Annotated in this window: 29 protein-coding genes and 1 other RNA gene; 11 read left to right on the plus strand and 19 right to left on the minus strand. The window is 65.0% G+C overall.

Translation table 11 applies throughout. The features are described 5' to 3' along the window. Nucleotide 1: 1 nt before the first annotated feature. The 15 genes from ureC to ccoN all read right to left on the minus strand — a co-directional run bounded on the left by ureC (nucleotide 2) and on the right by ccoN (nucleotide 12,793). Complete coding sequence (ureC, locus tag RB2654_RS10100) at nucleotides 2-1,720, minus strand: urease subunit alpha (protein ID WP_008331096.1); 1,719 nt, start codon at nucleotides 1,718-1,720, stop codon at nucleotides 2-4. 71 nt (nucleotides 1,721-1,791) lie between these two features. Further along, a complete protein-coding gene (locus RB2654_RS10105; RefSeq protein WP_008331098.1) occupies nucleotides 1,792-2,274 on the minus strand; it encodes a GFA family protein in 483 nt (160 codons plus the stop codon). Next, the gene (locus RB2654_RS10110) at nucleotides 2,274-2,579 is read right to left on the minus strand and encodes an urease subunit beta (RefSeq protein WP_008331099.1); all 306 of its coding nucleotides are present in this window, start codon (nucleotides 2,577-2,579) and stop codon (nucleotides 2,274-2,276) included. The genes RB2654_RS10105 and RB2654_RS10110 overlap by 1 nt, the downstream gene beginning before the upstream one ends. Beyond that, the gene (locus RB2654_RS23390) at nucleotides 2,576-2,752 is read right to left on the minus strand and encodes a hypothetical protein (RefSeq protein ID WP_008331102.1); all 177 of its coding nucleotides are present in this window, start codon (nucleotides 2,750-2,752) and stop codon (nucleotides 2,576-2,578) included. The genes RB2654_RS10110 and RB2654_RS23390 overlap by 4 nt, the downstream gene beginning before the upstream one ends. Before the next feature lie 11 nt (nucleotides 2,753-2,763). After that, nucleotides 2,764-3,066, minus strand: coding sequence for an urease subunit gamma (locus RB2654_RS10115; RefSeq protein WP_008331104.1), 303 nt, complete (start codon nucleotides 3,064-3,066; stop codon nucleotides 2,764-2,766). A 1-nt stretch (nucleotide 3,067) separates the two neighbouring features. Next, nucleotides 3,068-3,904, minus strand: coding sequence for an urease accessory protein UreD (locus RB2654_RS10120; protein WP_008331112.1), 837 nt, complete (start codon nucleotides 3,902-3,904; stop codon nucleotides 3,068-3,070). A 170-nt stretch (nucleotides 3,905-4,074) separates the two neighbouring features. Then, a complete protein-coding gene (ccoS, locus tag RB2654_RS10125; RefSeq protein ID WP_008331113.1) occupies nucleotides 4,075-4,236 on the minus strand; it encodes a cbb3-type cytochrome oxidase assembly protein CcoS in 162 nt (53 codons plus the stop codon). After that, nucleotides 4,233-6,431 (minus strand): heavy metal translocating P-type ATPase, encoded by a 2,199-nt coding sequence (locus RB2654_RS10130; RefSeq protein ID WP_008331114.1) that lies wholly within the window; start codon nucleotides 6,429-6,431, stop codon nucleotides 4,233-4,235. The genes ccoS and RB2654_RS10130 overlap by 4 nt, the downstream gene beginning before the upstream one ends. A 3-nt stretch (nucleotides 6,432-6,434) precedes the next feature. Then, nucleotides 6,435-6,929: a FixH family protein gene (locus RB2654_RS23200; protein WP_008331115.1), complete on the minus strand. Its 495-nt coding sequence runs from the start codon at nucleotides 6,927-6,929 to the stop codon at nucleotides 6,435-6,437. Beyond that, nucleotides 6,926-8,362 (minus strand): cytochrome c oxidase accessory protein CcoG, encoded by a 1,437-nt coding sequence (ccoG, locus tag RB2654_RS10140; protein ID WP_040884691.1) that lies wholly within the window; start codon nucleotides 8,360-8,362, stop codon nucleotides 6,926-6,928. The genes RB2654_RS23200 and ccoG overlap by 4 nt, the downstream gene beginning before the upstream one ends. 350 nt (nucleotides 8,363-8,712) lie before the next feature. Beyond that, nucleotides 8,713-9,222 carry a GNAT family N-acetyltransferase gene (locus RB2654_RS10145; protein ID WP_008331117.1) on the minus strand — a complete coding sequence of 170 codons (510 nt, stop codon included), beginning with the start codon at nucleotides 9,220-9,222 and terminating at the stop codon, nucleotides 8,713-8,715. 148 nt (nucleotides 9,223-9,370) lie between these two features. Continuing rightward, nucleotides 9,371-10,234: a cytochrome-c oxidase, cbb3-type subunit III gene (gene ccoP, locus RB2654_RS10150; RefSeq protein ID WP_008331119.1), complete on the minus strand. Its 864-nt coding sequence runs from the start codon at nucleotides 10,232-10,234 to the stop codon at nucleotides 9,371-9,373. Continuing rightward, entirely contained in the window at nucleotides 10,231-10,416 is a 186-nt protein-coding gene (locus RB2654_RS10155) for a CcoQ/FixQ family Cbb3-type cytochrome c oxidase assembly chaperone (RefSeq protein WP_040884692.1), read from the minus strand. Before RB2654_RS10155 ends, ccoP begins: the two co-directional genes overlap by 4 nt. An 11-nt stretch (nucleotides 10,417-10,427) precedes the next feature. After that, entirely contained in the window at nucleotides 10,428-11,180 is a 753-nt protein-coding gene (gene ccoO / locus RB2654_RS10160) for a cytochrome-c oxidase, cbb3-type subunit II (protein ID WP_008331123.1), read from the minus strand. 14 nt (nucleotides 11,181-11,194) lie between these two features. Continuing rightward, a complete protein-coding gene (ccoN, locus tag RB2654_RS10165; RefSeq protein ID WP_008331124.1) occupies nucleotides 11,195-12,793 on the minus strand; it encodes a cytochrome-c oxidase, cbb3-type subunit I in 1,599 nt (532 codons plus the stop codon). A 248-nt stretch (nucleotides 12,794-13,041) separates the two neighbouring features. Between ccoN and RB2654_RS10170 the strand changes: the two genes are divergently transcribed. Further along, nucleotides 13,042-13,884, plus strand: coding sequence for a universal stress protein (locus RB2654_RS10170; RefSeq protein ID WP_008331125.1), 843 nt, complete (start codon nucleotides 13,042-13,044; stop codon nucleotides 13,882-13,884). A 164-nt stretch (nucleotides 13,885-14,048) separates the two neighbouring features. Further along, nucleotides 14,049-14,411: a hypothetical protein gene (locus RB2654_RS10175; protein ID WP_008331126.1), complete on the plus strand. Its 363-nt coding sequence runs from the start codon at nucleotides 14,049-14,051 to the stop codon at nucleotides 14,409-14,411. Between the two features lie 40 nt (nucleotides 14,412-14,451). Here the strand turns inward: RB2654_RS10175 and fnrL are convergent, their stop codons facing one another. Beyond that, nucleotides 14,452-15,192, minus strand: a complete 741-nt coding sequence (gene fnrL / locus RB2654_RS10180) for a transcriptional regulator FnrL (RefSeq protein ID WP_008331127.1) — start codon at nucleotides 15,190-15,192, stop codon at nucleotides 14,452-14,454. A 61-nt stretch (nucleotides 15,193-15,253) separates the two neighbouring features. Here fnrL and hemN point away from each other — a divergent pair, with 61 nt between their 5' ends. The 3 genes from hemN (at nucleotide 15,254) to RB2654_RS10195 (ending at nucleotide 18,586) form a co-directional block, all read left to right on the plus strand. Continuing rightward, on the plus strand, nucleotides 15,254-16,609 hold the full coding sequence (gene hemN, locus RB2654_RS10185; protein WP_008331128.1) for an oxygen-independent coproporphyrinogen III oxidase: 1,356 nt from the start codon (nucleotides 15,254-15,256) through the stop codon (nucleotides 16,607-16,609). Nucleotides 16,610-16,639: 30 nt separating this feature from the next. Continuing rightward, nucleotides 16,640-18,013 (plus strand): FAD-binding oxidoreductase, encoded by a 1,374-nt coding sequence (locus RB2654_RS10190; protein WP_008331129.1) that lies wholly within the window; start codon nucleotides 16,640-16,642, stop codon nucleotides 18,011-18,013. Between the two features lie 75 nt (nucleotides 18,014-18,088). After that, a complete protein-coding gene (locus tag RB2654_RS10195; RefSeq protein ID WP_008331130.1) occupies nucleotides 18,089-18,586 on the plus strand; it encodes a hypothetical protein in 498 nt (165 codons plus the stop codon). A 5-nt stretch (nucleotides 18,587-18,591) separates the two neighbouring features. On the opposite strand, the gene hemC is transcribed toward RB2654_RS10195, so the two are convergent. After that, nucleotides 18,592-19,551, minus strand: coding sequence for a hydroxymethylbilane synthase (gene hemC / locus RB2654_RS10200; protein WP_008331131.1), 960 nt, complete (start codon nucleotides 19,549-19,551; stop codon nucleotides 18,592-18,594). 102 nt (nucleotides 19,552-19,653) lie between these two features. Between hemC and hemE the strand changes: the two genes are divergently transcribed. Both hemE and RB2654_RS10210 read left to right on the plus strand, forming a co-directional pair. Next, nucleotides 19,654-20,682, plus strand: coding sequence for a uroporphyrinogen decarboxylase (hemE, locus tag RB2654_RS10205; protein WP_008331132.1), 1,029 nt, complete (start codon nucleotides 19,654-19,656; stop codon nucleotides 20,680-20,682). 44 nt (nucleotides 20,683-20,726) lie between these two features. Then, the gene (locus RB2654_RS10210) at nucleotides 20,727-21,491 is read left to right on the plus strand and encodes a class I SAM-dependent methyltransferase (RefSeq protein WP_008331133.1); all 765 of its coding nucleotides are present in this window, start codon (nucleotides 20,727-20,729) and stop codon (nucleotides 21,489-21,491) included. 14 nt (nucleotides 21,492-21,505) lie between these two features. Here RB2654_RS10210 and ffs read toward each other — a convergent pair. Then, an RNA gene (gene ffs / locus RB2654_RS22880) (signal recognition particle sRNA small type) lies at nucleotides 21,506-21,604 on the minus strand. A gap of 110 nt (nucleotides 21,605-21,714) precedes the next feature. Between ffs and nudC the strand changes: the two genes are divergently transcribed. From nudC to RB2654_RS10225, 3 genes are all read left to right on the plus strand, one after another. Next, a complete protein-coding gene (gene nudC / locus RB2654_RS10215; RefSeq protein ID WP_008331134.1) occupies nucleotides 21,715-22,686 on the plus strand; it encodes an NAD(+) diphosphatase in 972 nt (323 codons plus the stop codon). Between the two features lie 74 nt (nucleotides 22,687-22,760). Continuing rightward, nucleotides 22,761-23,231, plus strand: a complete 471-nt coding sequence (locus RB2654_RS10220) for an SRPBCC family protein (protein WP_008331137.1) — start codon at nucleotides 22,761-22,763, stop codon at nucleotides 23,229-23,231. A 164-nt stretch (nucleotides 23,232-23,395) separates the two neighbouring features. Continuing rightward, nucleotides 23,396-24,130, plus strand: coding sequence for an FkbM family methyltransferase (locus RB2654_RS10225; RefSeq protein ID WP_008331139.1), 735 nt, complete (start codon nucleotides 23,396-23,398; stop codon nucleotides 24,128-24,130). 6 nt (nucleotides 24,131-24,136) lie between these two features. Here the strand turns inward: RB2654_RS10225 and RB2654_RS10230 are convergent, their stop codons facing one another. Continuing rightward, nucleotides 24,137-24,970 (minus strand): prephenate dehydratase, encoded by an 834-nt coding sequence (locus RB2654_RS10230; protein WP_040884694.1) that lies wholly within the window; start codon nucleotides 24,968-24,970, stop codon nucleotides 24,137-24,139. 130 nt (nucleotides 24,971-25,100) lie between these two features. On the opposite strand from RB2654_RS10230, the gene RB2654_RS10235 reads away from it, so the two are divergent. Continuing rightward, complete coding sequence (locus RB2654_RS10235) at nucleotides 25,101-25,628, plus strand: c-type cytochrome (RefSeq protein ID WP_040885615.1); 528 nt, start codon at nucleotides 25,101-25,103, stop codon at nucleotides 25,626-25,628. Nucleotides 25,629-25,741: the final 113 nt, after the last annotated feature.

A 25,741-nucleotide genomic window follows, 5' to 3' on the forward strand; every position in this document is an offset into this window, starting at 1 on the left:
TTCAGAACAAGAAATACCGCTGCGCCATCGGCAGCTCGCTTGCCGGTTCACAGGTGAGCAATTCGCCGTTCGCCCGCACCTCGTAGGTCTCGGGATGCACTTCGATCTCCGGTGTCGCGTCGTTCAGGACGAGGTCTTTCTTCCCGATCCCCCGCGTGTTCTTCACGCCGACCGTGTTCTTCATCAGCCCCAGCGTCTTGGCGATGGAGTTGTCGTGGGCGCAGGCGCTGACGAAGGTTACGGCCGAGTTCTCGACCGCCCGCCCCATCGCGCCGAACATGGGCCGGGAATAGACCGGCTGCGGCGTCGGGATCGAGGCGTTCGGGTCGCCCATCTGCGCCATTGCGATCATGCCGCCGATCAGCACCATCTCCGGCTTCACGCCGAACATGGCCGTGTTCCACAGCACAAGGTCCGCGCGCTTGCCGACTTCGATCGACCCGATCTCATGGCTCATCCCATGCGCAATCGCCGGGTTCATGGTGTATTTCGCGATATAGCGGCGGACGCGGAAGTTGTCGTTGTCGCCGGTCTCCTCGGCCAGACGCCCGCGCTGCTTCTTCATCTTGTCGGCGGTCTGCCACGTGCGGATCAGCACCTCGCCCACGCGGCCCATCGCCTGACTGTCGGACGCGATGATGCTGAATGCGCCCATGTCGTGCAGAATGTCCTCCGCCGCGATGGTTTCGCGCCGGATGCGGGATTCCGCGAACGCCACATCCTCGGGGATCGACTTGTCGAGGTGGTGACAAACCATGAGCATATCCAGATGCTCTTCCAGCGTGTTCACCGTGAAGGGCCGCGTCGGGTTGGTGGACGAGGGCAGCACGAAATCTTCGCCGCAGATTTTGATGATGTCGGGCGCATGGCCGCCGCCCGCGCCCTCGGTGTGGAAAGCGTGGATCGTTCGGCCTTTCATCGCGGCCACGGTGTTCTCGACGAACCCGGACTCGTTCAGCGTATCGGTGTGGATCATCACCTGCACGTCAAGGTCATCGGCCACGCTCAGGCAGCAATCAATCGCCCCCGGCGTCGTCCCCCAGTCTTCGTGCAGCTTCAGCGAGCAGGCGCCCGCCATCACCTGTTCTTCCAAGGCGGCGGGGAGCGAGGCGTTGCCCTTGCCCGCGAACCCGATGTTCATCGGCACGCCATCGACCGCCTGAAGCATCCGCGCGATGTTCCACGGCCCCGGCGTGCAGGTGGTGGCGAGCGTGCCATGCGCCGGCCCCGTGCCGCCGCCCAGCATCGTGGTCACCCCGGAATGCAGCGCATCCTCGATCTGCTGCGGACAGATGAAATGGATGTGGCTGTCGAAGCCCCCCGCGGTCAGGATCCTGCCCTCGCCCGCAATCGCCTCGGTCCCCGGACCGACGATGATGTTCACGCCGTCCTGCGTATCGGGGTTGCCCGCCTTGCCGATGGCCGCAATGCGCCCGTCCTTCAGTCCCACGTCGGCCTTGTAGATACCCGTGTAGTCCACGATCAGCGCGTTGGTGATGACGCAATCGACGGCCCCGTCGGCACGCGGAGACTGGCTCTGCCCCATCCCGTCGCGGATGACCTTGCCGCCGCCGAATTTCACCTGATCGCCATACCCGCCGGTCGCGGTCAGGTCGCGCTCGACCTCGATGATAAGGTCCGTGTCCGCCAGCCGCACCTTGTCGCCGGTGGTCGGGCCGAACATCGCGGCATAGTCGGATCGTTTGATGGTTGCTGGCATGTCTTACCCCTCGCCGCGCCTTGGTCTGTCAGATGAGCAGGCCGCCAAGGCCCCACTCCGCATCGTCCGTATCATTCCACCCAAACCCCGTTCGCCCGGTGCCATTCTTCCAGCGACAGGTCCGGGTAGCCGTCGAAGCTGCGGTCACCCTTTCCGATCTCGGCCTCGACCCAGTCGGGTTTGTCCACCAGCCAGATGTGCGTGATCGCCGAAGGCACCGGCAGCTTGGTGTCGATGACGCTCGCCAGCGGATGCACGAGGTCCGGCCAGCGTTCGTCGAAAAGCCAAAGCTGGCTCCCGCAGGTCTTGCAGAAAAACCGTTCGCCATGCGACGCACGCCCGCTGTCATGGACGGCGTGATAGCTTCCCAGCCCTTCCCAGTTGTCGCAACTCAGACTGTCTGCGATTGCCCCGATGTTGACGGCAAAGCCCCCGCCCCCGGCCGAGTGTCGGCAGATCGAGCAATAGCACCGCTGGTAGGGCACGGGCGTGCGGCTCTGAACGGTGAAGTTCACCGCTCCGCATTGGCACGACCCTTCCAGCGACATCGGCATCAGAGCGCCCCCATGACCTTCTGGTTGAAGCCATAGATCTTGCGTGCGCCCCCGATGGGGATGAGGTTGACCTCACGCGATTGCCCCGGCTCGAACCGCACCGCCGTTCCGGGCGCGATGTCGAGGCGCAGGCCCCGCGCCGCCTCGCGGTCGAAATCGAGCGCCGGGTTCGTCTCGTAGAAATGATAATGACTGCCGACCTGAACCGGACGGTCGCCGGTGTTGGCCACCATCAGGGTCGTGACCGGCGCGCCCTCGTTCAGGACGAGCTCACCGGGGGCCGCCATGACCTCGCCGGGGATCATTTCCGGGCCTTCGCCGCTTTGATGACCGCGACGGCCGACAGGCTGACCCCGATGACGAAGGCGATGCCCGCGATCAGAAACCCGTCCTTTTCATGCAGATGCAGCGCCGCGCCGTGACCGGGATGGGCCAAAGCGGGGGCGGTGGTAGCGAGCAGGGCAACGAGATAACGCATATGAGGTCTCCTCAGCGAATGGGGTTGTGAACGGTGACGAGCTTGGTGCCGTCGGGAAACGTGGCTTCGACCTGAACCTCGTGGATCATCTCCGGCACGCCCTCCATGCATTGATCGCGCGTGATGACTGCCGCGCCCGCCTGCATCATCTCGGCCACCGACCGTCCGTCGCGCGCGCCCTCGACCACCGTGTCGGTGATGAGCGCGATGGCCTCGGGATGGTTCAGCTTCACCCCGCGCTCCAGCCGCTTGCGGGCGACGATGGCGGCCATGGCGACCAGCAGTTTGTCTTTTTCTCTCGGGGTCAGGTTCATGTCACAGCATCCAGGGTCTTGGGAGTTCGTCGTCGTTGAGCAGGCGGATCGCGGGAACCAGCGCGCGGCGCAGCGCAAAGCCGTCCTGTGCCACGATCCGGCAGGTCAGAAGGTCGGGAGATTGCAGGCTCACACCCCCGGTTTCGGGCATCAGGCGGCGCATCGGTTCGAGCCACGCCTCGGCATCGGCGCCCACGTAAACCAGCGCGGCCATCGCCCGCGCGCCGTTCAGGGTCGAGGCCGTCGACATCTGCGCATCGACATCCCCGGTCAGCGCCACACCGTCGAGATAGACCGCCTGCCTGCCGACCCGGATCGCCACCCGGTCGCGGAACCGGCCATCTTGGATGCGCTCGCCCATCGCGACGCGGCCAAGGATGATCGGCTCGACCATCAGGAACCGGGCGCCGGGGTCCAGATCGACCGTCAGACTGCGCTCGAAATTCATATGCTCGAAAAGGATGGTTTCCTGCGGCAGCCAGTTCAGCCGCGCATCACGCGCCACGCTCAGATGCGTTTCGATCCGCCCCGCGGTCTCGCCGCGTGCCGCATAGGCCCGTTCGGCGGCCTGCGTCGTCACGGTCAGGGTGGTGCCCGGCCCGGCGGTCGCTTCGATGAAGAAACGGTCGCCCCCGGTCACGCCGCCTGCCGTGTTGATGAGCATGGTGTCGAGCCCGGTGGTGTCGGTGCGCGGAAACAGCGCCTTCATCGACCCGGCCATGGCCAGACCGTCGATCACCGACCGTCCGTCGCGCAGCTTGGAACTCACCTGCACCCGCCCGCGCGCGCGGGGCTGGCTCGCCTCGTGCTCCAACGTCGCCCCCGGCTGGTGGGTCATGATTCCTCCGGCTGTCCGTGGATCATCTGAGCGCGGGGGGCGGGCGTTGTCAGGTCGGGGGCCGGATCAACGGCGAGATTCGGCTGGCGCCAGACGGGCGGCGCACAAAAAATGCGCTGTCAGCTTAAAAATGTCGCAAAATGGAATCTCGGGGTTCGAGCGCTGCGCCTTCAATCCTCAGGCGGGGCGTCGTCGTAGATCCCCGACAGGATACGCTGCGCGTCGCCCGCCGGGTCGTCGTATTGGCGCGAGCGCATCGTCCAGAGGAAAAAGACGAGGCCCAGAAGACCCAGAAAGATCGAAGTCGGGATGAGGAACACGAGTACGTTCATTTGCCCACTTTCAGCCGAAGCGCGTTGAGCGTGACCATAATGGATGAGGCCGACATCGCCAAGGCCGCCGCCAGAGGCGTGGCGAAGCCAAGCAGCGCCACGGGAATGGCGATGGCGTTGTAAGTCGCTGCGATTCCGAAGTTTTCCTTGATCCGCCGCGTCGCCTTGCGCGAGGTCAGCAGCGCGTCGCCAAGGGGGGCGAGGCTCTTGCCCAACAGCACGATATCCGACACGACCCGCGCGGCCTCCAGCGCCGAGGCCGGGCTGATCGACACATGCGCGGCGGCCAGCGCGGCGGTGTCGTTGAGACCGTCACCGACCATCAGCACCCGCTTGCCTGACGCAGCCAGCGCCTCAACCTCGGCCACCTTGCCGTCCGGCAACATGCCCGCGCGGAAATCGTCGATGCCAAGCCGGAACGCCACGTCGCGCACAGCTTCCTCGGCATCGCCGGAGATCAGCGTCACGCCACAGCCCGCCGCCTTCTGCGCCGTCACGGCCTCCTTCGCGCCGTCGCGCAGCGCGTCGGTGAAGGTGAACGCCACCGCGGGCCGCTTGCCGATCTTGAGGTAGGTCGCGGTGCGTCCGAGCACATGCGCCCCCACCCATTCGGCGCGGCCGAGCCGAACCTGCTGGCCGTTCCAAAGCGCCTCGATCCCGTGGCCCGGAACTTCGCGCACGTCGGTCAGCGCCGCAGGCACCAGCCCCTCGCCCCGCGCCGCGAACGCGATGGCTTGGGCCAGCGGATGCGCCGACCCCTGCGCCAGACCCAGCGCCACGACCAGATCGGCCTCGGCATGATCGCCAAGGTTTTCCAGCTTCGGCGCGCCCTCGGTCAGCGTCCCGGTCTTGTCGAAGACGACGTGATCCACGTCCGCCAGCCGCTCCATCGCCGTTGCGGATTTGAGGAGCATCCCCTTCTTGAAGAGCCGCCCGCTCGCCGCCGTCGTCACCGCAGGTACGGCAAGGCCCAGCGCGCAGGGACAGGTGATGATAAGCACGGCAACCGCGATGTTCAGCGCAAGGCGCACATCGCCGCCCGTGATGACCAGCCATGCCATGAACGCGCCCAGCGCCAGCAAATGCACCACCGGCGCATAGATCGCGGCGGCCTTGTCGGCCAGCCCGGTGTATTTGTTGCGCGCGGTTTCCGCGATGGCGACCAGATCGGCCATGCGGTGCAGCGCGGTATCCTTGCCCGCCGCCGCGACCCGCAGCGTGAGCGGCCCGGTCAGGTTCACCTCGCCCGCGTTCAGCATGTCGCCGGGGCCGGCGAAGATCGGGAGCGACTCGCCCGTCAGGAACGACCGGTCCACCTCGCTCTCACCCGTTTCGACCATGCCGTCCACAGGCACCCGGTTGCCGGGCGTGACCCGCACGACATCACCGATGGCAAGATCGGCGACGCTCACCACCTCTTCGCCGCCCTCCACGATCCGGTGCGCGCGCGGCACTTCGAGCGCGGCCAATTCCTCGGCCGCCGACCGCGCCACGGCACGGGTGCGGTGATCCAGATAACGGCCCGCGAGCAGGAAGAAGGTCAGCGACAGCGCGGCGTCGAAATAGGCGTGTTCGCCGGAATGCATCGTCTCGTAGACCGACATGCCCGCCGCCAGCAGGATGGCGAGCGAGATCGGCACATCCATGTTCAGCCGCTTGACCCGAAGCGCGCTCCACGCGCTCGTGAAAAACGGCTGGGCCGAGAACGCCACGATGGGCAGCGCGATCCCCGCGCTGACCCAATGGAACAGATCGCGCGTCGCGTCCGAGGCGCCGGACCAGACCGCGACCGACAGGAGCATCACGTTCATCATGCCGAAGAACGCAACGCCCAGCCGCATCAGAAGTTCGCGCGAGCGTTTGTCGGTCTCGGTCGCCATCAACGCGCCCGCGTCGAGCTCATAGGCTTCGAACCCGATGCCGGTCAGGTAATCCGCGAGCGCCTCCGGCTCGACATCCTGATCGACCTCGACCGTCGCGCGCTTCAGCGTCAGGTTCACCCGTGCCGAACGCACGCCGGGCTGCGTGGTCAGCCCCTTTTCCACCCCCACGATGCAGGCCGCGCAGTAGACCTGCGGCAACGACAGCATGATGCGCTTGGCCTCACCCCCATCGCCCGCATAGCCCCTTCCGGCCGTGCTTTCGGCAAGCGCGGCAGCATCACAGGCTGGACAGGCGGAAACAGGGGCGGCCATGGGTCAGTTCTTCGGAATGTAGAGTTCGATGAGTTGGCGGAACGGCGTGCCGTCGTCGGCCACGGCTTCGAGCCGCAGTTCCCATTTGCCGAAATCGAGCGCGCCGACCTCGGTCACGTAGGTGCCGTTCATGGTGCGCTTGAAGGTCAGCGTCTGGTCGTCGGCCACATGGGTCGCGCGGCCAAGGATGCCGCCCGCGTCCCGCACCATGACCGGCAGGCCCGTCGCTTGATCGGTAATCATCAGCATCAGGGTTTCGCCCGACAGGGTCGGCGCCACGTCCCAGCCCAGCGCCTCTTGCGCGGCGCGGTCGGTGTCGAACTTCTGACTCGCGACGTAGGAGTTGCGCGTCTCGAGCCCCGGAAAGGTGCCGACGGCCTTGACCGCCATGAACACGTTCACCCCGATGATGATGGCGAAGGCGCCGACGAAGATGGCAAGCACATGCCAGCCGGTGAGTTTCTTGCCCGTGTCGGGGGCGTCATAGGTCATGCTCATTGCCCTCTCCCGTTAAAGACGGTGTCGTGGGACGCGCGGTCGCCCGTCACGCCGTCGATCACCCAGATGCGAATTTCGGTCCGGTCGTCGCGCGCGACCTCGCTGCCAGCGGGGGCCGTGACGTAAAGCCGGGTCTTGCCTTCCGTGTCCGGGTCGACCACGAGCATCGTCTCGATCGATCCTTCCACGTTTACCGTGAACGGGCTGTCCACGCCCAGCGAGAAGTAGAACGGGCGGCTTTCCCCGTGCTTGTTTCGGATGCCCACCTCGTAGGTGTTGCGCACCGAGCCGTCGGACAGGGTCACGAAGGTCGGGTTGCGCACCGGGTGCACGGTGATCTGAAGGTCAGGCCGGATGAACAGCGCGACGGTCAGCGCGACGCCGACGGCGGCCCAAAGCGCCGTGTACATGATCGTGCGCGGGCGCAGGATGTGCTTCATGATCGGGCGCTTGTGGCCGCCCGCCCGTTCGTGGGTTTCGTCCTTCAGCGCCATATAGTCGATCAGACCGCGCGGTTTGCCGACCTTGTCCATCATCTCGTTACAGGCGTCGATGCAGAGCGCACAGGTGATGCATTCGAGTTGCTGACCGTCGCGGATGTCGATGCCCATCGGGCAGACGTTCACGCAGGCCATGCAGTCGATGCAATCGCCCAGCTTCTCGGCCTCCGGCCCCTTGCGGTGCTTGCCGCGCGGCTCGCCGCGCCAGTCGCGATAGGCGACGACGAGGGTGTCCTCGTCGATCATCGCGGCCTGGATACGCGGCCACGGGCAGGCGTAGATGCAGATCTGCTCACGCGCGATGCCGCCGAAGAAGAAGGTGGTGAAGGTCAGGATGCCCATGGTGGAATAGGCCACCGGATGCGCGTTCAGGGTGACGAGGTCGCGCGCCAGTGTCGGCGCATCGACGAAGTAGAACACCCATGCGCCGCCCGTTGCGAGGCCGATAAGCAGCCAGACGAACCATTTCGACAGGCGCAGCCGCCACTTTTTCAGGTCCCACTTGGATTTCCACAGACGCACCCGCGCGTTGCGGTCGCCCTCGATCCAGCGTTCGGTCAGGATGAACAGGTCGGTCCAGACGGTCTGCGGGCAGGCATAGCCGCACCAGACCCGGCCCAGCGCCGAGGTGAACAGGAAAAGGCCCAGCCCCGCCATGATGAGCAGGCCTGCGATGAAGTAAAATTCATGCGGCCAGATTTCGATCCAGAAGAAAAAGAACCGCCGCCCGGCAAGGTCCACGAGAACCGCCTGATCCGGCAGGTTCGGACCCCGGTCCCAGCGAATCCACGGCGTCAGGTAGTACACACCAAGGGTCAGCGCCATGATCCACCATTTGAGCGCGCGGAAATGACCGCGCACCCGGCGCGGGAACACGGGTTCGCGCGCGGCATAGAGTTTCTGCGGTGCCTCGGGGGTGTCACTCGTCGACATGGGAATCCGATCCTGGGTTTCGCGTTTGTCCGGTTCTAGGGTCTCAGGCCCCGCCCGAGCCTTGACTTGGATCAACATACCGCGCCGCACCGGGCCAGTTGACGCAACGTAACCTTACTTTGCAGCGTATGTTTTAAGGCCCCGCAAAAACAGGGGTTTCATGGCCATGCGACGGCTTGGCGCAGGGTGCGATGGCATGTCGCACCGGGTGCTGCCCCGTCGCGCCGCTTCCCGCATCGCCCCGAATATGTGATACCGAAGCTACCGGCCTCGGAGATGCGAACAGGTTCTGGGCCGGTTTGTCCCTAAGACGGTTACGGCGGGCTCACCCTCGGGTCCGCCGTACTCGTTCACCCGTCCCGTTCGGGCGGGCGCGTCACCCGCACCATCGGCAGATAGCGCCCGTGGGGGCCGTCCTGCGGCTGGCCCGCCGGTTGGAACCCCGCCTTGGCGAAGGCCGCGATGGACCCGGCGTTCGAGGGATGCGGATCGGCCCCGACGCTGGGCGCGCCGCCCGCGAGAAGCCAGTCGGAAAACGCCCGGATCAGCCCAGAACCGTGTCCCTGCCCCGCCATATCCTCGGGCCCGATGAACAGGTCGATCCCACGCGATCCGGCGGGCAGGAAGGTGAACGGATGATCCGGCCACCCGTGCACGTCATAGTCCTGCACATACCCGAACGCCCGGCCCTCGTGGCTGACGATCCAGGCGCGGAACCCCTTGTCCGCCAGATCCTCGTCGTCGAAAGGGTCTTCGTCGTCCCACCAACGCGCCACACGCGTTGCGGCCAGCCACAGCCGCAGCATGGGCAGGTCGTCCGGGGTGGCGCGCCGAAACGCGTATGTCCGATCATCCGTCATCGCCCACACATGGCACGAAAAAGGGCCGGAGGCAGCCCTCCGACCCTTCGTTAAGTTGGCACCGACCCCGGAGAAACGCGCGAACAGGATCAGGGGTCGGTGCCTTGTACCGGGGAGTGAGGCCCCGGAACTTGGTGCCAGCCGGCGGTTACTGACCGCCGCCCAGCTGGTGTACATAGGCCGCAACGGCCTTGATCTCGGCTTCGTCGAGGCGAGAGTTCCAGTTCGGCATCACACCGAACGGACCCTGCCGGACCGAGGTTTCGATCGCGGCTTCGCTCGAGCCGTGCAGCCAGATTGCATCGGAGAGATTCGGCGCGCCTTGATCTGGATCACCTTCCGCATTTTCTCCGTGGCAGGCGGTGCAGTTGTCCGCGAACACCGTCTCGCCCTCGGCCACATCGCCCGAACCTTCGAGACCGGACAGCGACATGACATAGGCCACCACGTTGGTGATCTCGTCATCCGAGAGGTAGTCGTCGCCGAACGCGGGCATCTGCGAATAGCGCGCGTCAGGGTCTTCCTCGTTCCGGATGCCGTGGGTCACCGTGTAGGTGATGGCTTCGATGTCGCCGCCCCAGAGCCATTCGTCATCGAGAAGGTTGGGATAGCCGTTGCCCTCTTCGATGCCGTTGGCGCCCGAACCGTGGCACTGCGAACAATAGGTCGCGAAGGTCGCGCGGCCCGACTGGATCGCATAGTTCGCCACCGCTTCGTTCGACGCAATCTCGGTCACGTCCATCGCGGCAAGCTCGGCCTTCACGCCCGCATTCATCTCTTCGAAGCGGTTGATCTCGTCCGCGACTTCGGTGCGGGTCGAGTAGCCCAGAACACCGCGCGTCGCCCCGTTTATCAGCGGCCAAGCCGGATAGGCGATGGTGTAGCCGATGCCCCAGATGATCGTGGCGTAGAAGGTCCAGATCCACCAGCGCGGCAGGGGATTGTTGAACTCCTTCAGGTCCTCGTCCCAGACGTGACCTGTGGTTTCCACTTGGTCTTTGTTGTCGCTCATTGCCGGGCCTCCTTCATATCAGCGCCGGGTTCATCGTTGCGGAAGGGGGCCTGTGCCGCGTCCCTGTGCAGATCGCGCGAGCCGGGGCGAAACACCCAGAGCACCGTCGCGATGAAGAACAGGAACATGGCCAGAAGCACCCAGCTGTCCGCGATTTCTCGGAAGATCGAATAGGTATCCATCATCGCCTCCCTTACCGGATCCAGTCTTCGGGGGTCTGCTCGAAGGTCGAGAAGTCCACGAGCGTGCCCAACATCTGCATGTAGGCAATCAGCGCGTCCATCTCGGTCACTTCGGGCTGACCGTCGAAGTTGCGGACCTGTGCGCCCGGATAGCGTTCGACGACGGCATCGGGATCGCTATCCTCGAAGACCACCCCATCCGGGTCGGCCTGCGATTTGAAATCCGCGACGGCGGCTTCGAGCTGCTCGTCCGTATAGGGCACACCGACGAAGGCGTTGGTGCGCAGCACGTCCTCGATGTAGCGCCCGTCGAGCGGCCGATCGAGAAGGTAGGCGTATTTCGGCATGACCGATTCCGGCACCACCGACTGCGGGTTCACGAGGTGGTCGACGTGCCACTCGTCCGAGTAGCGGCCGCCCACGCGGGCCAGATCCGGCCCGGTGCGCTTGGAGCCCCACTGGAACGGGTGGTCGTATTTCGACTCCGCGGCGAGGCTGTAATGCCCGTAGCGTTCGACCTCGTCCCGCATCGGCCGGATCATCTGCGAGTGGCAGACGTAGCAGCCCTCGCGGATGTAAATGTTCCGGCCTTCCATCTCGAGCGGGGAGTAGGGGCGCACGCCCTCTACATCCTCGATCGTGTTTTCGAGATAGAACAGCGGGGCGATTTCGACGATGCCACCGACGGTGACGACCAGGAGAGATCCGACCAGCAGAAGCGTGGCGTTTTTCTCAAGGACGGCGTGTTTATCAAGAATTCCCATGTCTATGGTCCTCCTTATTCAGCCGGTGCCGCAGCAGGCGTCGTGGCTTCGGCCAGCGGTGCTTTGCGAACGGTCATCCAGAGGTTGTAGGCCATGATCAGGGCACCGGAGAGGTACAGGATACCCCCGAAGCCACGGACCAGATACATCGGGAACTTCGCGGCCACGGTGTCGGCGAAGGAGTTCACGAGGAAACCCTGCGCGTCGACTTCACGCCACATCAGGCCTTCCATGATCCCCGTCACCCACATCGACGCGGCGTAGAGCACGATGCCGATGGTGGCGAGCCAGAAGTGCCAGCTCACGAGTTTCAGCGAGTAGAGGCCCGCCTTGTTCCACAGTTTCGGGAACAGGAAGTAGAGCATCCCGAAGGTGATCATCCCGTTCCAGCCCAGCGCACCGGAGTGCACGTGACCGATGGTCCAGTCGGTGTAATGGCTGAGCGAGTTCACAGCCTTGATCGACATCATCGGGCCTTCGAAGGTGGACATGCCGTAGAAGCCGACCGAGATGACCATCATGCGGATGATCGGATCGGTGCGCAGCTTGTCCCAGGCGCCCGAGAGCGTCATCAGGCCGTTAATCATGCCGCCCCAGCTGGGCATCCACAGCACGACCGAGAACACCATGCCGAGGGTCGAGGCCCAGTCGGGAAGCGCGGTGTAGTGCAGGTGGTGCGGACCGGCCCAGATATAAAGGAAGATCAGCGCCCAGAAGTGGATGATCGACAGCTTGTAGCTGAAAACGGGCCGTTCGGCCTGTTTCGGGATGAAGTAGTACATCATGCCCAGGAAGCCCGCGGTCAGGAAAAAGCCGACCGCGTTGTGGCCGTACCACCACTGGGTCATGGCGTCCTGAACGCCCGCGAAGACCTGCACCGACTTGGAGCCGAAGATCGACACCGGGATCGACAGGTTGTTCACGACGTGCAGCATCGCGATGGTGATGATGAACGACAGGTAGAACCAGTTGGCGACGTAGATGTGCGGCTCCTTGCGCTTCATGAGCGTGCCCATGAACAGCAGCAGGTAGCCGACCCAGACGATCGTCAGCCAGAGGTCCGTGTACCATTCCGGTTCGGCGTATTCCTTGCCCTGCGTGGAGCCGAGGATATAGCCGGTCGCGGCCAGAAGGATGACGATCTGGTAGCCCCAGAACACGAACCATGCCAGCCCGTCGGACCAAAGACGCGCGCCGGTGGTGCGCTGAACGACATAGAACGAGGACGTGATGAGCGCCGTGCCACCGAAGGCGAAGATGACCGCCGAGGTGTGCAGCGGACGCAGGCGCCCGAAGTTCAGGATGCCCTCGGCCCAAGCGAAGTTGAGCTGCGGGAATGCCAGCATGAAGGCGATGTAGGTTCCGACGAGGAAGCCCACGACACCCCAGAATGCGGTGAGTGCGACACCGATACGGATCGGTGCGTCGAGATACCCGGATTTCGGCGCCTTCTCATGACCCATCTTGCGCAGGGTGATGATGAAGCCCGCCGCCGCGATCGCCACGACCAGAATGGCGTGGACCAGGTAAGCGAGATCGCGGGCATAGGTGGTGGCAATCGCGGCCAGTATTGCAATGAGGCCGAAGATCACCAGTTTAAGGTAATCCCACATGTTACGTCCCTTCTGTCTGTCACTACGCGGCTCGGACAAAGGACGAATCCCACCCAGTCCGCGCTTTTCGACTGATTGGGGGTTTGACCTGTTGGGGGGCCAGTAACCTTGATCCATGTCAAAACCCCGTGGGCTTTGTGAAATTAGCGATTTGACACATATCAAAGCGCGTTCTTCGGACCCTATGCACCATGGCGTCATACACCGTCCGGCCGTTCCATTCCGGCCCCTGACAGCATGAGGCAGCCATGAAGGCGTTCCGCACCGTGACCACGGTTCTCACCGACCCCAAGGACTCAGCGTCCGCCTTCGACGCGGCGCAGAAAATCGCCGCCGCGAACGAGGCGCACCTCGACGTGTTGTGCCTTGGCCTCGACCGGACGCAGCCCGGTTTCTATTACGCCGGCGCCACCGCCGTCGTGATGCAGGACAGTCTCGATCAGGCCCGCGAGGATGCCCTGGCGATCGAGGATATGGCGCGCAAGACGCTCGCAGGATCGACGTTCAACTGGTCGGCCACCGGCCTGTCGGCGCAGATGGTCGCCGTGAACCAGCTGATCGCGCATCGCACCCGCTTTTCCGACCTCGTGGTTCTGCCGCAGCCTTATTCCAAGGGGCGCGGGCACGACATGGAGGCGATCTCCGAGGCGGCGATGTTCGAGGGCGACGTGCCGGTGCTGATCCAGCCCGACGGGCACAGCTTCCCGGACAAGGCCGACCGCATCCTGATCGGCTGGAACGAAAGCCGCGAAGCTCTGCGCGCGGTCAAGGCCGCCCTGCCCTTCCTCAAGGCCGCCTCGACGGTGAACATCGCGATCATCGACCCGCCCAAACATGGCCCCGAACGGTCCGACCCCGGTGGGCAGTTGAGCCAGTTCCTTGCCCGTCACGGGGTGAAGGCCGAGCTTTCGGTCCTGTCCAAGACCATGCCCCGCGTCGCGGACGTGCTGGCCCGGCATGGCAACGACATCGACGCCGACATGATCGTCATGGGTGCCTACAGCCATTCCCGTTTCCGCGAGTCGATCCTCGGCGGTGCGACGCGAAATATGCTGGAGCTGACGGAACGCCCGCTGCTTCTCATGCATTGACCATGTGACGAGTACGTTTTTTCCTCCCTGAAGGACTGACCGGTGGCACCCCCACCGGTCTTTTTTTTGCCGTGCGGGTGGCGGGCGTCGGTGCCCGTGGCTATCGTGCGGTCACAAAACCAGTGAGTGAGGGTAACCCATTGAATCCAAAAACCATTACGACCGTGCTTCTTTGCACGGCCGCGCTGTCGGCCTGTGCCAAATCCAGCGCGAACATCGAAGCGTCCTATGTCTCGCCCGCGCTGTACGAGAGCATGTCCTGCAAGCAGTTGTCGGACGAGGCGCAACGGGTGGCGAGCCGCGCCAACACCGTGGCCGGGGTGCAGGACAAGAACGCCACCCGCGATGCGGTCGCGACCACGGCGGCGGCGGTGATTTTCTGGCCTGCCGCGTTCTTCATCGGGGGCAACGGCACCAACGCGACCGAGCTTGCCAGCCTCAAGGGCCAACTCGAAACGATTCAGTCCGTGTCAGAGCAGAAGAATTGCGGGCTGACGTTCCGCACGGTCGACCCGAACAAGGTCTGATCCGGCGTGGCGGCGCGGTCCGACTGCGCCGCCATTTTCGTCAGATAATCATCCCGCCGTCCACGTCATCGCCGGTTTCGGCGATCAGGTCCTGAAGGTCCGGCACGATCACGCGCCGCTTGCCTTCAAGCTGGATGATCCCCGATTTGCGCAACGCCGAGATCTGGCGGCTCACGGTTTCCAGCGTCAGGCCCAGATAATCCGACATCGCTTCACGCGTGAGGGGCAGGTCGAAGACCATACCGTCGCCCGGCAGTTGCTTGCGCAGCGACGCATCGCGCCGCGCGACGATCAGCAGAAGGCTCGCGATCTTTTCGCGCGCGGTCTTGCGCCCGAGAACGGTCATCCACTCGCGCGCGGAATCCAGTTCGTCCAGCGTCATTTCCAACAGGCGCTGCCCGATATGCGGGGTGTTGGTCATGAGTTGCTCGAAGGGGCGGCGGCGGAAACAGCAAAGCGTCACGTCGGACACCGCGACCACGTCGAAGGCCGCCGTTTCACGCCCCGGACGCCCGATGAAATCGGACGGAAGAAGCAGGCCGACCATCTGGGTGCGGCCGTCCTCCATCGTCTGGCTGAGGGTGGATATTCCGGTCACGATCGAGGCCACGAATTCCATATGGTCGCCGGACCACAGGATCGGCTGCCCGGCCTCGTAGCTGCGGTAGTATTTGATTTCTTCCAACACCTCGAGCTCGTCGGGTTCGCAGCGCGAACAGACGGCACGGTGGCGGATCGGACAATTGCCGCAATCCTTTAGATCGAGGTGAAGTGAGCCCATAGCTGAGGCCATTTGATCCGTATCAATGTCGCGCGCGAAAGTTGAACTTAAGCCTACGCCAATGGATAACCTGACGCAACTTCGCAAACTCGGTCTTTTTGACGCGCGTGTCCCCCGTTACACGAGCTATCCGACCGCTCCGCACTTCGCCGGCGGCATCGGTGGTTCGCATGTAAGCGACTGGATTCGCGCGATTCCCCAAGGATCGCAGATCTCACTCTACCTTCATGTTCCGTTCTGCCGGAGGTTGTGCTGGTTCTGTGCCTGCCGCACGCAGGGGACGAGCACACTCAGCCCGGTCGCCGCATATGTTGATTCGCTCACTCAGGAATTAGAGACCTTGAAGTCTCACCTCCTGCCGGGCATCACGATCAGCCATCTGCACTGGGGCGGCGGGACACCGACCCTGCTCGATCCGGGCATGATCGAACGGCTGTCCGCCGCGATTTTCGACACGGCGCCGCTGGGCGAGAACGCGCAGTTCTCGGTCGAGATCGACCCGAACGAAATCGACGATGCCCGGATGGACGCGCTGGTGGCCGCGGGCCTCAACCGTGCCTCGCTCGGCGTGCAGGACTTCGACCCGATGATTCAGGAGGTCATCGGCCGCCCGCAGACGTTCGAAGTGACCAAGGCCGCCGTCGATGGGCTGCGCGCCCGGGGCGTGCAATCGCTGAACGTCGATCTGCTGTACGGCCTGCCGCACCAGACCAACGCCCGGATGACGGATTCGGTGAAAAAGGTGCTGTCGCTCGGACCGGACCGCATCGCGCTTTTCGGTTACGCCCACGTTCCGTGGATGGCCCGGCGTCAGGGCCTGATCCCGACCGAGGCCCTGCCTTCGCCCGAGGAACGGCTGGAGCTGTTCAACCTCTCGCGCGACCTTTTCGTGGCGAACGGGTTCGATGAAATCGGCATCGACCATTTCGCCCGGCCCGAAGACGGGCTGTCGAAGGCCCACAAGGCGGGCACCATGCATCGCAACTTTCAGGGCTACACCGAGGACAGCGCCGAGGCGCTTATCGGCATCGGTGCCTCGTCCATCTCGCGCTATCCGCAAGGTTACGCGCAGAACGCCCCGGCCACCTCGGCGTATCAGGAGCGTGTGCGCGCCGGGCAGCTTCCGGTCACGCGCGGGCACGCCTTCACGGGTGACGACATCCTGCGCGGCCGGGTGATCGAGCAGATCCTGTGCGATTTCGCGGTCGATCTGCCCGCCATCGCGCGCGAGGTCGGGGTCGACCCGGCGACGGCGGTTGCGCTGGCCGGCGGCTTGGCCGAAACTCTGCCCGGCACGGTGTCCGTCACGGACGGTGTCCTGACGATCGAGCCGCAGGCGCGGCCCCTCGCCCGGATCATCGCCCGCTACTTCGACGCCTACGAAATGAACGAAGCCGGGCACAGTCAGGCGGTCTGAGACCTCCTCGCCCGGTGCGGGGAGGAAAGTATGGGTTTCATCGAACAGGCCGCTGCCATCGTCGGCAGCGCACAGGTGCTGACCGGGTCCGACATTGCGCGCTATGTCGACGATCCGACCGGCGCCTATCACTCCGCCCCGCTCTGCGTCGTCCGCCCCGGCTCGACGCGGGAGGTGTCGGACCTCATGGCGCTGGCGTATGGGATGGGTCAGGTCGTCGTCCCCGTCTCCGGCAACACGGGCGTCAGCGGCGGCACGTTCAACGAGGGCGCCGTCATGCTGTCGGTCGAGCGGATGAACGCGGTGCGCGAGGTCAATGCCTCGGCCCGCACGGCGACCGTGGAAGCGGGCGTGATCCTCGACCGCCTGCGCGACGCCGCGGATGACGCGGGCCTCGTATTTCCCGTCGTTTTCGGCGCGCGCGGTTCCGCGATGGTCGGCGGCATCCTGTCGACCAATGCGGGCGGATCGAACGTCCTGCGCTACGGCAACACGCGGGCGCAATGCCTCGGGATCGAGGTGGTGCTCGCCGACGGGCGGGTCATGGACCTGATGACCGCATTGCACAAGGACAACTCCGGCTACGACCTGCGCGACCTGATGATCGGGGCCGAGGGCACGCTGGGGATCATCACCGCCGCCGTGATGAAGTTGTCACCCAAGCCCGCCCATACCGTCACCGCGATGCTCGCCCCCGTGTCGCTGGATGCCGCGCTGACGGTCCTGAACCGCCTGCAAGCCGCGTCGGGTGGCGCGGTCGAAGCCTGCGAATACATGCCGCGCAGCTATATCGAACGGCAGTTGGCCCAGATCGCGGGCGCGCGCGAGCCCTTCGACGCGCCGCATGAGGTGAACGTGCTGGTCGAGCTTGCGGGCGATGCGGGGCTGTCGGAGCTTTTCGAGGATGTGCTGGGGGCGGCGTTGGAAGAGGGCCTGATCGCGGACGCCGTGATCGCCCAGAACGACACGCAGCGCGCCGCGATGTGGGAGCGGCGCGAATCCGCAGCCGAAGTCACGCTCGCCACCACCCCCGCGCTAATGGGCGACATCGCCCTGCCCGTGGATCGTCTGAGCGACTTTTTCGCGGCCATGCGCGACCGTCTGTCCAAGATCGAGCCGAAGGCACAGGAAACCTGTGTCGCGCATCTGGGCGACGGGAACATCCATTACGTCGCCTATAGCGAGGCCAACGACCCGGACCTAAAGATCCGGCTGTCCGAAGCGATGGAGGGGCTTGTCGCCGACATGCGCGGCTCGTTCTCCGCCGAACACGGCGTCGGGCTTTACAAGCTCGGGTCGATGGAACGGCACAAGAACCCGGTGGCGCTTGACGTGATGCGCTCGATCAAGACCGCGCTGGACCCCAAGGGCATCCTGAACCCCGGCAAGGTGATCCCGGCCTGACCCCGGATTTCGCGCGGGCGCACTGGATATGTTAGGGATGATCGCGAACCTCTGAACCTTTTGCAGGGAGCGATCATGTTTCGGACAATCCTATGCGCGCTTGCGGTCGCGTCATTCGCCGGTGCCGTGCGCGCCGACGAGGCGGGCACCCTGACGCTCGACATCGCCGGTGAAACCCATAGCTTCACGCTCTGGACCGATCAAAGCGACTGGTCCGGCTCGGAAACCTACGCAAGCGTCAACATCTACGCCCGGCCCGAGACGGACGCGACGCGCGAAGCTTACGGCATCCTCACGCTTGGGTTCGAAGTGGCCGGTGGCAGCGCGAATGCGCCGGAGGCGAGCCTGACGCGGATCGACGGGGACGAGCGGGTGAAGCTCTATTCCACCGACGACGCTGGCGGGCTGTCCATCACCCCCGACACCGCAAGCGTGTCGGGTGAGGAACTGACCATCTCGGGCAGCTTCGCGGGCGAGATGGGGATCAGCGAGAATTACGGCCGGGACATCGACCTGAACGATCCGCTCGCCGTCAGCGGCACCTTCGACGTGGTGCTCGGCCCGGTCGAATAGCCGCGCTATTTCCAGTCGAAGAAATCCGGCCCGGCGCGCGACAGCAGTTTCTGTGCCAATGCCCGGCCCATGTCCGGCCCGTCTTCGACCGCGCCGCTGATCTCGTCCGCCAGCGCCTCGGACCCGTCCGTGCGCAGGATTTCCCCGCGCAGGCGCAGCGTGCCGCCGTCGATCTCGGCCAGACCTGCAATCGGCGTTTCGCAAGACCCGTCGAGGGTGGCGAGGAAACTGCGTTCCGCCGCCAGCCGCCGCTCGGTCCCGCCATGGTGAATCGCTTCGAGCATGTCGGCGACATTCGTGTCGTGCGAGCGGCGTTCGATGCCGATGGCACCCTGCGCGATGGCGGGCAGCATATCCTCGGGCGCGATGGCGTCATGCGGCACCTCGTCCAGCATCCCCAGCCGGGTGATCCCGGCCATGGCGAGGAACGTGGCCTCGGCAACCCCGTCGCGCAACTTGGTCAGCCGCGTCTGCACGTTGCCCCGGAACTCCACGACGTTCAGATCAGGCCGCCGGTTCAGAAGCTGGGCCTTGCGCCGCAGGGACGAGGTGCCGACCACGGCCCCCTCGGCCAGCCCGTGAATGCCGCCGCCGCCCAGCGAGATGAACGCATCCCGCGTGTCTTCGCGCGGCAGGTAGCAGTCGAGCGTCAGGCCCGGTGGCTGTTCGGTCGGCATGTCCTTCATCGAATGGACCGCCAGATCGATCCCACCGTTCAGAAGCTGATCCTCGATCTCGCGCGTGAACAACCCTTTGTTCCCGATCTCTTTGAGCGGCCGGTCCGCCGCGATCATCGCCCGGTCGTCGCCGGTCGTTTTGATGACCACGATCTCAAACGCGGTTTCGGGCAGATCGAAGGCCGCCGCCAGCCGATCACGGGTTTCATAAGCCTGCGCCAGCGCCAGGGGCGAGCCACGGGTGCCGATCTTGAGCGGTTTGGTCGGGTCGGGAAGTTTTGGCGTCATGGACCTCGTTTAGACGCGGCAAATGGCCCTGTCCATGCCCCCGCCGCTTGACATGAGGCCGCAGACGGTGGACCCACGCGGGGCCGTAGATAAGGATCACCCATGACCAAGCTTCTCATGCGCGCACTGGCGGGCGAAACCCTGCCGACGCCCCCGATCTGGATGATGCGTCAGGCGGGCCGTTACCTGCCGGAATACCGCGCGACGCGCGAGAAGGCGGGCGATTTCCTGTCGCTGTGCTACAACCCCGAGCTTGCCGCCGAGGTGACGCTGCAACCGATCCGCCGCTTCGGCTTCGACGCCGCGATCCTGTTTGCCGACATCCTGCTGGTGCCGCAGGCGCTTGGCGCCGACCTGTGGTTCGTCACCGGCGAAGGCCCGCGCCTTTCGACCATCGAAGGTGAAGAGGATTTCGCCAAGCTGGGCGGCAAGGACGACATTCACGACACGCTCGGCCCCGTTTACGAAACCGTGCGCATCCTGTCGCGCGAACTGCCCGCCGAGACCGCGCTCATCGGTTTCGCGGGCGCGCCGTGGACGGTCGCGACCTACATGGTGGCGGGGCGCGGCACCTCGGATCAGGGCCCGGCCCACGCGCTCAAGGACACGAACCGCGACCTCTTCACCCGGCTCATCGACAAGATCACAGACGCGACCATCGAATACCTGTCGAAACAGGTCGAGGCGGGCGCGGAAACGGTCAAGATCTTCGACAGCTGGGCCGGCTCGCTCAAGGGGCGGGACTTCGACGACTTCGCGCTCGAACCCACCAAACGGATCATCGCGGAACTCAAGGCGCGCCATCCCGGCCTGCCGATCATCGCCTTCCCGCGTGAGGCAGGCGAGCGTTACATCGGTTTCCACAAGGCCACCGGGGCCGATTGCGTGGCGGTCGACAACTCGGTCTCGGCAGACTGGGTCGCGAAGCATGTCCAGCCCGACGGCTGCGTGCAGGGCAACCTCGCCTCCAGCCACATGGTGACGGGCGGTCAGGCGCTGGTCGACGAAGCACAGGCGATCACCCGCGCCCTGCGCGGCGGCCCGCACATCTTCAACTTGGGCCACGGCATCACGCCCGACGCCGACCCCGACAACGTCGCCCGGATGATCGAGGCGGTGCGCACCGCCTAGGGCGCGCCGGGGGCGACCACGAACAGCGAACGGACCGGCGCGGGATGAACGACAGACCCAACGACTTCCTCACCCCGCTTCTGGACAACCTCCCGACCGCCGAGAACCCGCATCTCGACGAGCTTGTCGCCTCGATCGGCGACTGCGTGCCGGATCACGCGACCGCACAGTTGGAGGCGTTCGAACATGCCGCGACACTCGTGCCGCGCACGGGCGAATTCCGGGTGCTCGACCTCGGCTCCGGCTTCGGCAAGACCAAGGCCCAGTTCGAAACCCTGAACCCCGTCCTCAGATGGAACGGCGTCGACATCGCGCGGCGCTGGGACCGGCGTGACCGGCCCCTCGCCCGCGCGTCGCGGAAATACAACGGCGTGCGCATCCCCTTTCACCGCAACACCTTCGACATGGTGTTCAGCAAGCAGGTCTTCGAACACGTCCGCCATCCCGAACCGCTCCTGCACGACATCCGCCGTGTGCTGAAACCGGGCGGCGTGTTCGTGGGCAGCGTGTCCTGCATGGAGCCGTTTCACATGGCGAGCATGTTCTGCTTCTCGCCGCACGGGTGGAAGACGATCAATGCGGACGCGGGGCTGAAGGTCACGTTCCTCGCCAGTGGGATCGACGCGCTGTCGCTCGGCCTCTGGCACTTCAACCGCGATGCCCGGCAGGGACGACCGTTCAAGAGCTCGAACCTGAACATCGCCATCGACGCATTGGCCGAACGCGGCGATATGGACTGGCGCCGCGCCAACGTGCTCAAGGTGCTGCACGCGGGGCAGATGATCTTCACCGCGCAGAAGGCATACTGAGGAAATGGGGGATAAGGTGAGAGGCTGGACAACGACCCAAGCGGGACTCGTTACGGCTGCTTCCTTCCGGACCTGACCGGGTTGGCGAGGCACTTGCCCGCGCCAACCTCTCACGGGGCGATATAGGTGACTCGGCCCCACGGATCAAGCCCTCGGACCGCAGGGGTTTGACACCCGGCGGCCCCCCGCATACCCGTTTCACACGCAACGGACGGAGGACAGGATGGACCTGAGCGAACTGGCATTCGGGGGCGGCGGGCTTGACCGTGCCGCGCATCGCAGGGCCGAGGCCGACGCGCTGTTGTCCTCCGGCACCGCCCGCGCGCTTCCGATCTGGCGCGGCAGGCCCCTGATGGCCGGGGTTTCCGGTCCCGGCGGCGATCTGCACCTCGAACTGCTCGCGACCGACCATCCGCTCATCACCGGGCACGACCCGGCGTGGATCTTTCTCGGGCAGCAGGACGGCACCCCGCTTTTCGCCGCCGACATTTCCGCGATGCCTGCCTATTCCCACGCCGCCGACGGCGGACCCGGTGATCCCGGCATGGACATGCCCGCCCCGCCGCTGGGCGACCTGCCCGAAGATGCGCGCTTTCCCGATCTGCGGGCCGCGCTCGCCGGCCTCACCCCGTTCGAAAGCGAACTCGCCGCGACCGCGCGCGGCATCCTCGAATGGCACCGCTCGCACGGCTATTGCGCGGCCTGCGGCGAGAAATCGAACATGGATCAGGCCGGATGGCGCCGGTCCTGTCCGTCCTGCGGGCGCTTCCACTTCCCGCGCACCGACCCGGTGGTCATCATGCTCGTCACCCACGGCAACTCGGTCCTGCTGGGCCGCTCGCCGGGCTGGCCGGATGGCATGTATTCCCTACTCGCAGGTTTCATGGAGCCGGGGGAAACCGTCTCTGCCGCCGTCGCACGCGAAGTGCAGGAGGAGACCGGGGTCATCGTCGGCCCCTCCCGCATCCTCGCGACGCAACCCTGGCCGTTCCCGGCCTCGCTGATGATCGGCTGCTGGGCCGAAGCCACGCACACCGAAATGACGCTCGACCCGGCCGAGATCGAGGACGCGCACTGGGTCAGCCGCGAGGCGCTTGTGGACATCTTCGCAGGCACGCACCCGACGATCCGCAGACCGCGCAGGGGCGCCATCGCTCAGGTTCTGATGAAAAACTGGCTTGCCGGAACGCTCTGACTGCCTCAGAATCGCCCCGAACCACCACTAAAGGGGGCCAACGCCACGGGGCGAGAGCGGGAAAAGGGACAGGCATGCAACTCACCACGCGCGAGGATATCGCGGCGCCGATCGAGGCGGTGTTCGCCAATATCGCCGATTTCGGCTGGTTCGAACGGGCCGCGATGCGCCGCGGTGCCGAGATCGTGCGCACCGATACGCTTCAGGCACCGGGCGTCGGCATGTCGTGGCACGCGGAATTCGAGTATCGCGGGCGCGAGCGCAAGGCGGATATCGACCTGACCAAATACGACCCGCCCGAGGGCATGACGCTGGTGATGCGCGCCGCCGGGCTGGACGTGGAAGCGGTGATCGAACTGGTCGCCATGTCGCGGACCCGGACCCGGATGAACATCACGATGGAGGCCACGCCGCGCACGATACCGGCCCGCCTGATGATCCAATCCGCCAAGCTTGCCAAGACCAACATCCAGAACCGCTATCGCCGCCGGATCGCCGAATTCTGCGCCGACCTCGAAGAGCGGTGCCAGTCGCGCGGGTTCTGAGCGGCCCGCGCCTTCACCCTCCGTGATGAATTTGCATCAATCCCCGAATTGCACCAGCGTGGCGTGCAAGGGAGCGCACGGGACATTCGATTTGACCCGATCGCTTCGTTACGGTCCGCGATGGGTATTCGCTTCGACATTGAAAACAAAACTGGTGGAAAAACATGGATTTCGTGACACATGGCGGCGCAAACATAGACCTGAGCGTTGCGGATGACATTACGTCGCCCCGTGTGATTTCCGAGATCGAACAGGGCACCTACGAAGACCGCGAGATGAAGTTCGCGCGCAACGTCATTCAGGACGGGGATCGCGTTCTCGAGCTTGGGGCCGGGCTCGGATTCGTCTCGACCGTGGTCTGCGGGTCCAAGAAGCCCGCCTATTTCGCGGCGGTCGAAGCCGACGCGCGGCTGATTCCGCATATCCGGCGGACGCATGAGAAGAACGGCGTCACGGGGGTCGAGGTCATCAACGCGGCCTTCGTCGCGGATCGCGACACGCTTGATCGCGGTCATGTGGAATTCGGCGTGACGAGCGTTTTCTGGGGTTCCGGCATCAACAAGGCCGGGGACAACAACGTCACGACCGTCCGGGTCGACGTTCAGGATGCGTCACGGTTCATTCGCGAAAAGAAGATCAATGTGCTGGTGTCCGACATCGAAGGGGGCGAGCTGGACCTTTTCCGCCATCTCGACTTCGGCCCCATCCGCAAGATCATCATCGAAGTGCACCCGCGCGTTTTCGGCCCCGAAGGCGTGCGCGAAGTGTTCCGCATCCTCGACGACAACGATTTCGTCTATGACGCGCCCAACAGTTCCGGGCCGGTGATCACGTTCCGCAAGCAAAAGCCGTTCCCCCGCATTTTCGGACGGCGCAAGTGGCCCTTCGGGCGCCGCTAGGCGCGCTTACCCGTCCCGGCGCGGGTCCGCGGGATAGACGCCCAGAACGTCGAGGTTGCGGGTGAAATACTCCAGCTCTTCGAGGGCGAGTTTCACGTTCTCGTCTTCCGGGTGGCCTTCGATATCCGAATAGAACCGGGTCGCGGTGAACGAGCCGTCGATCATGTAGCTTTCCAGCTTGGTCATGTTGACGCCGTTGGTCGCGAAGCCGCCCATCGCCTTGTAAAGCGCGGCCGGAATGTTGCGCACTTCGAAAACGAAGGTGGTCATCATCTTGTCGCCGCGCCGGGTGAGATCGGGCTCGCGCCCCATGATGACGAAGCGCGTGGTGTTGTGCCCGTGGTCCTCGATATCGCGGGCCAAAACGTCGAGGCCATAGATCTCGGCGGCGAGAGTCGAGGCGAGCACGCCTTCGCCTTTCACCTTGCGTTCGGCCAGTTCCGCCGCCGCCCCGGCGCTGTCGGCCGCCGCGTGCCCCCGGATGCCATGCGCCTTCAGAAACGCCGCCGATTGCGGCAGCAGGACCAGATGCGCCCGAACGTCCGTGATGTCTTGCAGCCGGGCGCCGGGCAGGCCCATCAGTGAAATCCGCACCCGGACGAAGGCCTCGTCGAGAATGTGAAGCCCGCTTTCAGGCAGCAGCCGGTGGATGTCGGCAACCCGGCCATAGGTCGAGTTTTCGACCGGCAGCATCGCCTGCTCGGCCCGGCCTTCGCGCACGGCGGCGATCACATCCTCGAAGGTCGCGCAGGGCAAGGCCTCCATGTCGGGACGCGCCTGTTGGCAGGCCTCGTGCGAATATGCGCCCGGTTCGCCTTGAAACGCTATGATGCCGGTCATGCCCATCCCCTTCCCATGACGTGCGACGCGGCAGACACCATGTCGCATTTCGTCGCGCCTCATACCGCTTGAAACGCCGGGGTTAAAGCGTGTAGACACCCGCGAGACCAGGCATCAGATGGAACGCGACATGTTCGACACAATGACCCTTACCAAGGCCGGCGCCGCCGTTTGCGCCGCGCTGCTGATTTTCCTTTTCGCAAGCTGGGGTGCCGATGCGCTCTATGCCACCTCCGAGGGCGGCCACGGGGAAGAGGGCGAAGAGCACAGCCAAGGCTACGTGATCGCGAACCTCGAGGAATCGAGCGAAGGCGGCGAAGAAGAAGCCGAAGTCAGCTTCGAAGAGGTCTATGCGTCCGCCGATGCCGGTGCGGGCGAGCGCGTGTTCAACAAGTGCCAGTCCTGCCACAAGCTTGACGGTTCCAACGGCACCGGCCCGCATCTGGACGGCGTCGTGGGTCGTGCCGTCGCCGGTGTCGACGGCTTCGGCTACTCCGACGCGATGGCGAGCCACGGTGGCGACTGGACCCCGGAGGCGCTCGACGCCTTCCTCGAAAACCCGCGCAGCAACATCAGCGGCACCAAGATGACCTTCTCGGGTCTCAAGGATATCGAAGACCGCGCGAACGTGATCGCGTATCTCGCCGCGAACCCCTGATCCGCGCAGGACACGGAAATTCAAGGGCCGCCTCGGGGAACCGGGGCGGCCTTTTTCTTGTTTCCGTGTAATGTGCCCGCAATCTATCTCACGAATTCTCGCCTTGAATGTCA

Source organism: Maritimibacter alkaliphilus HTCC2654, from assembly GCF_000152805.1.
GTDB classification, from domain to species: Bacteria; Pseudomonadota; Alphaproteobacteria; order Rhodobacterales; family Rhodobacteraceae; genus Maritimibacter; species Maritimibacter alkaliphilus.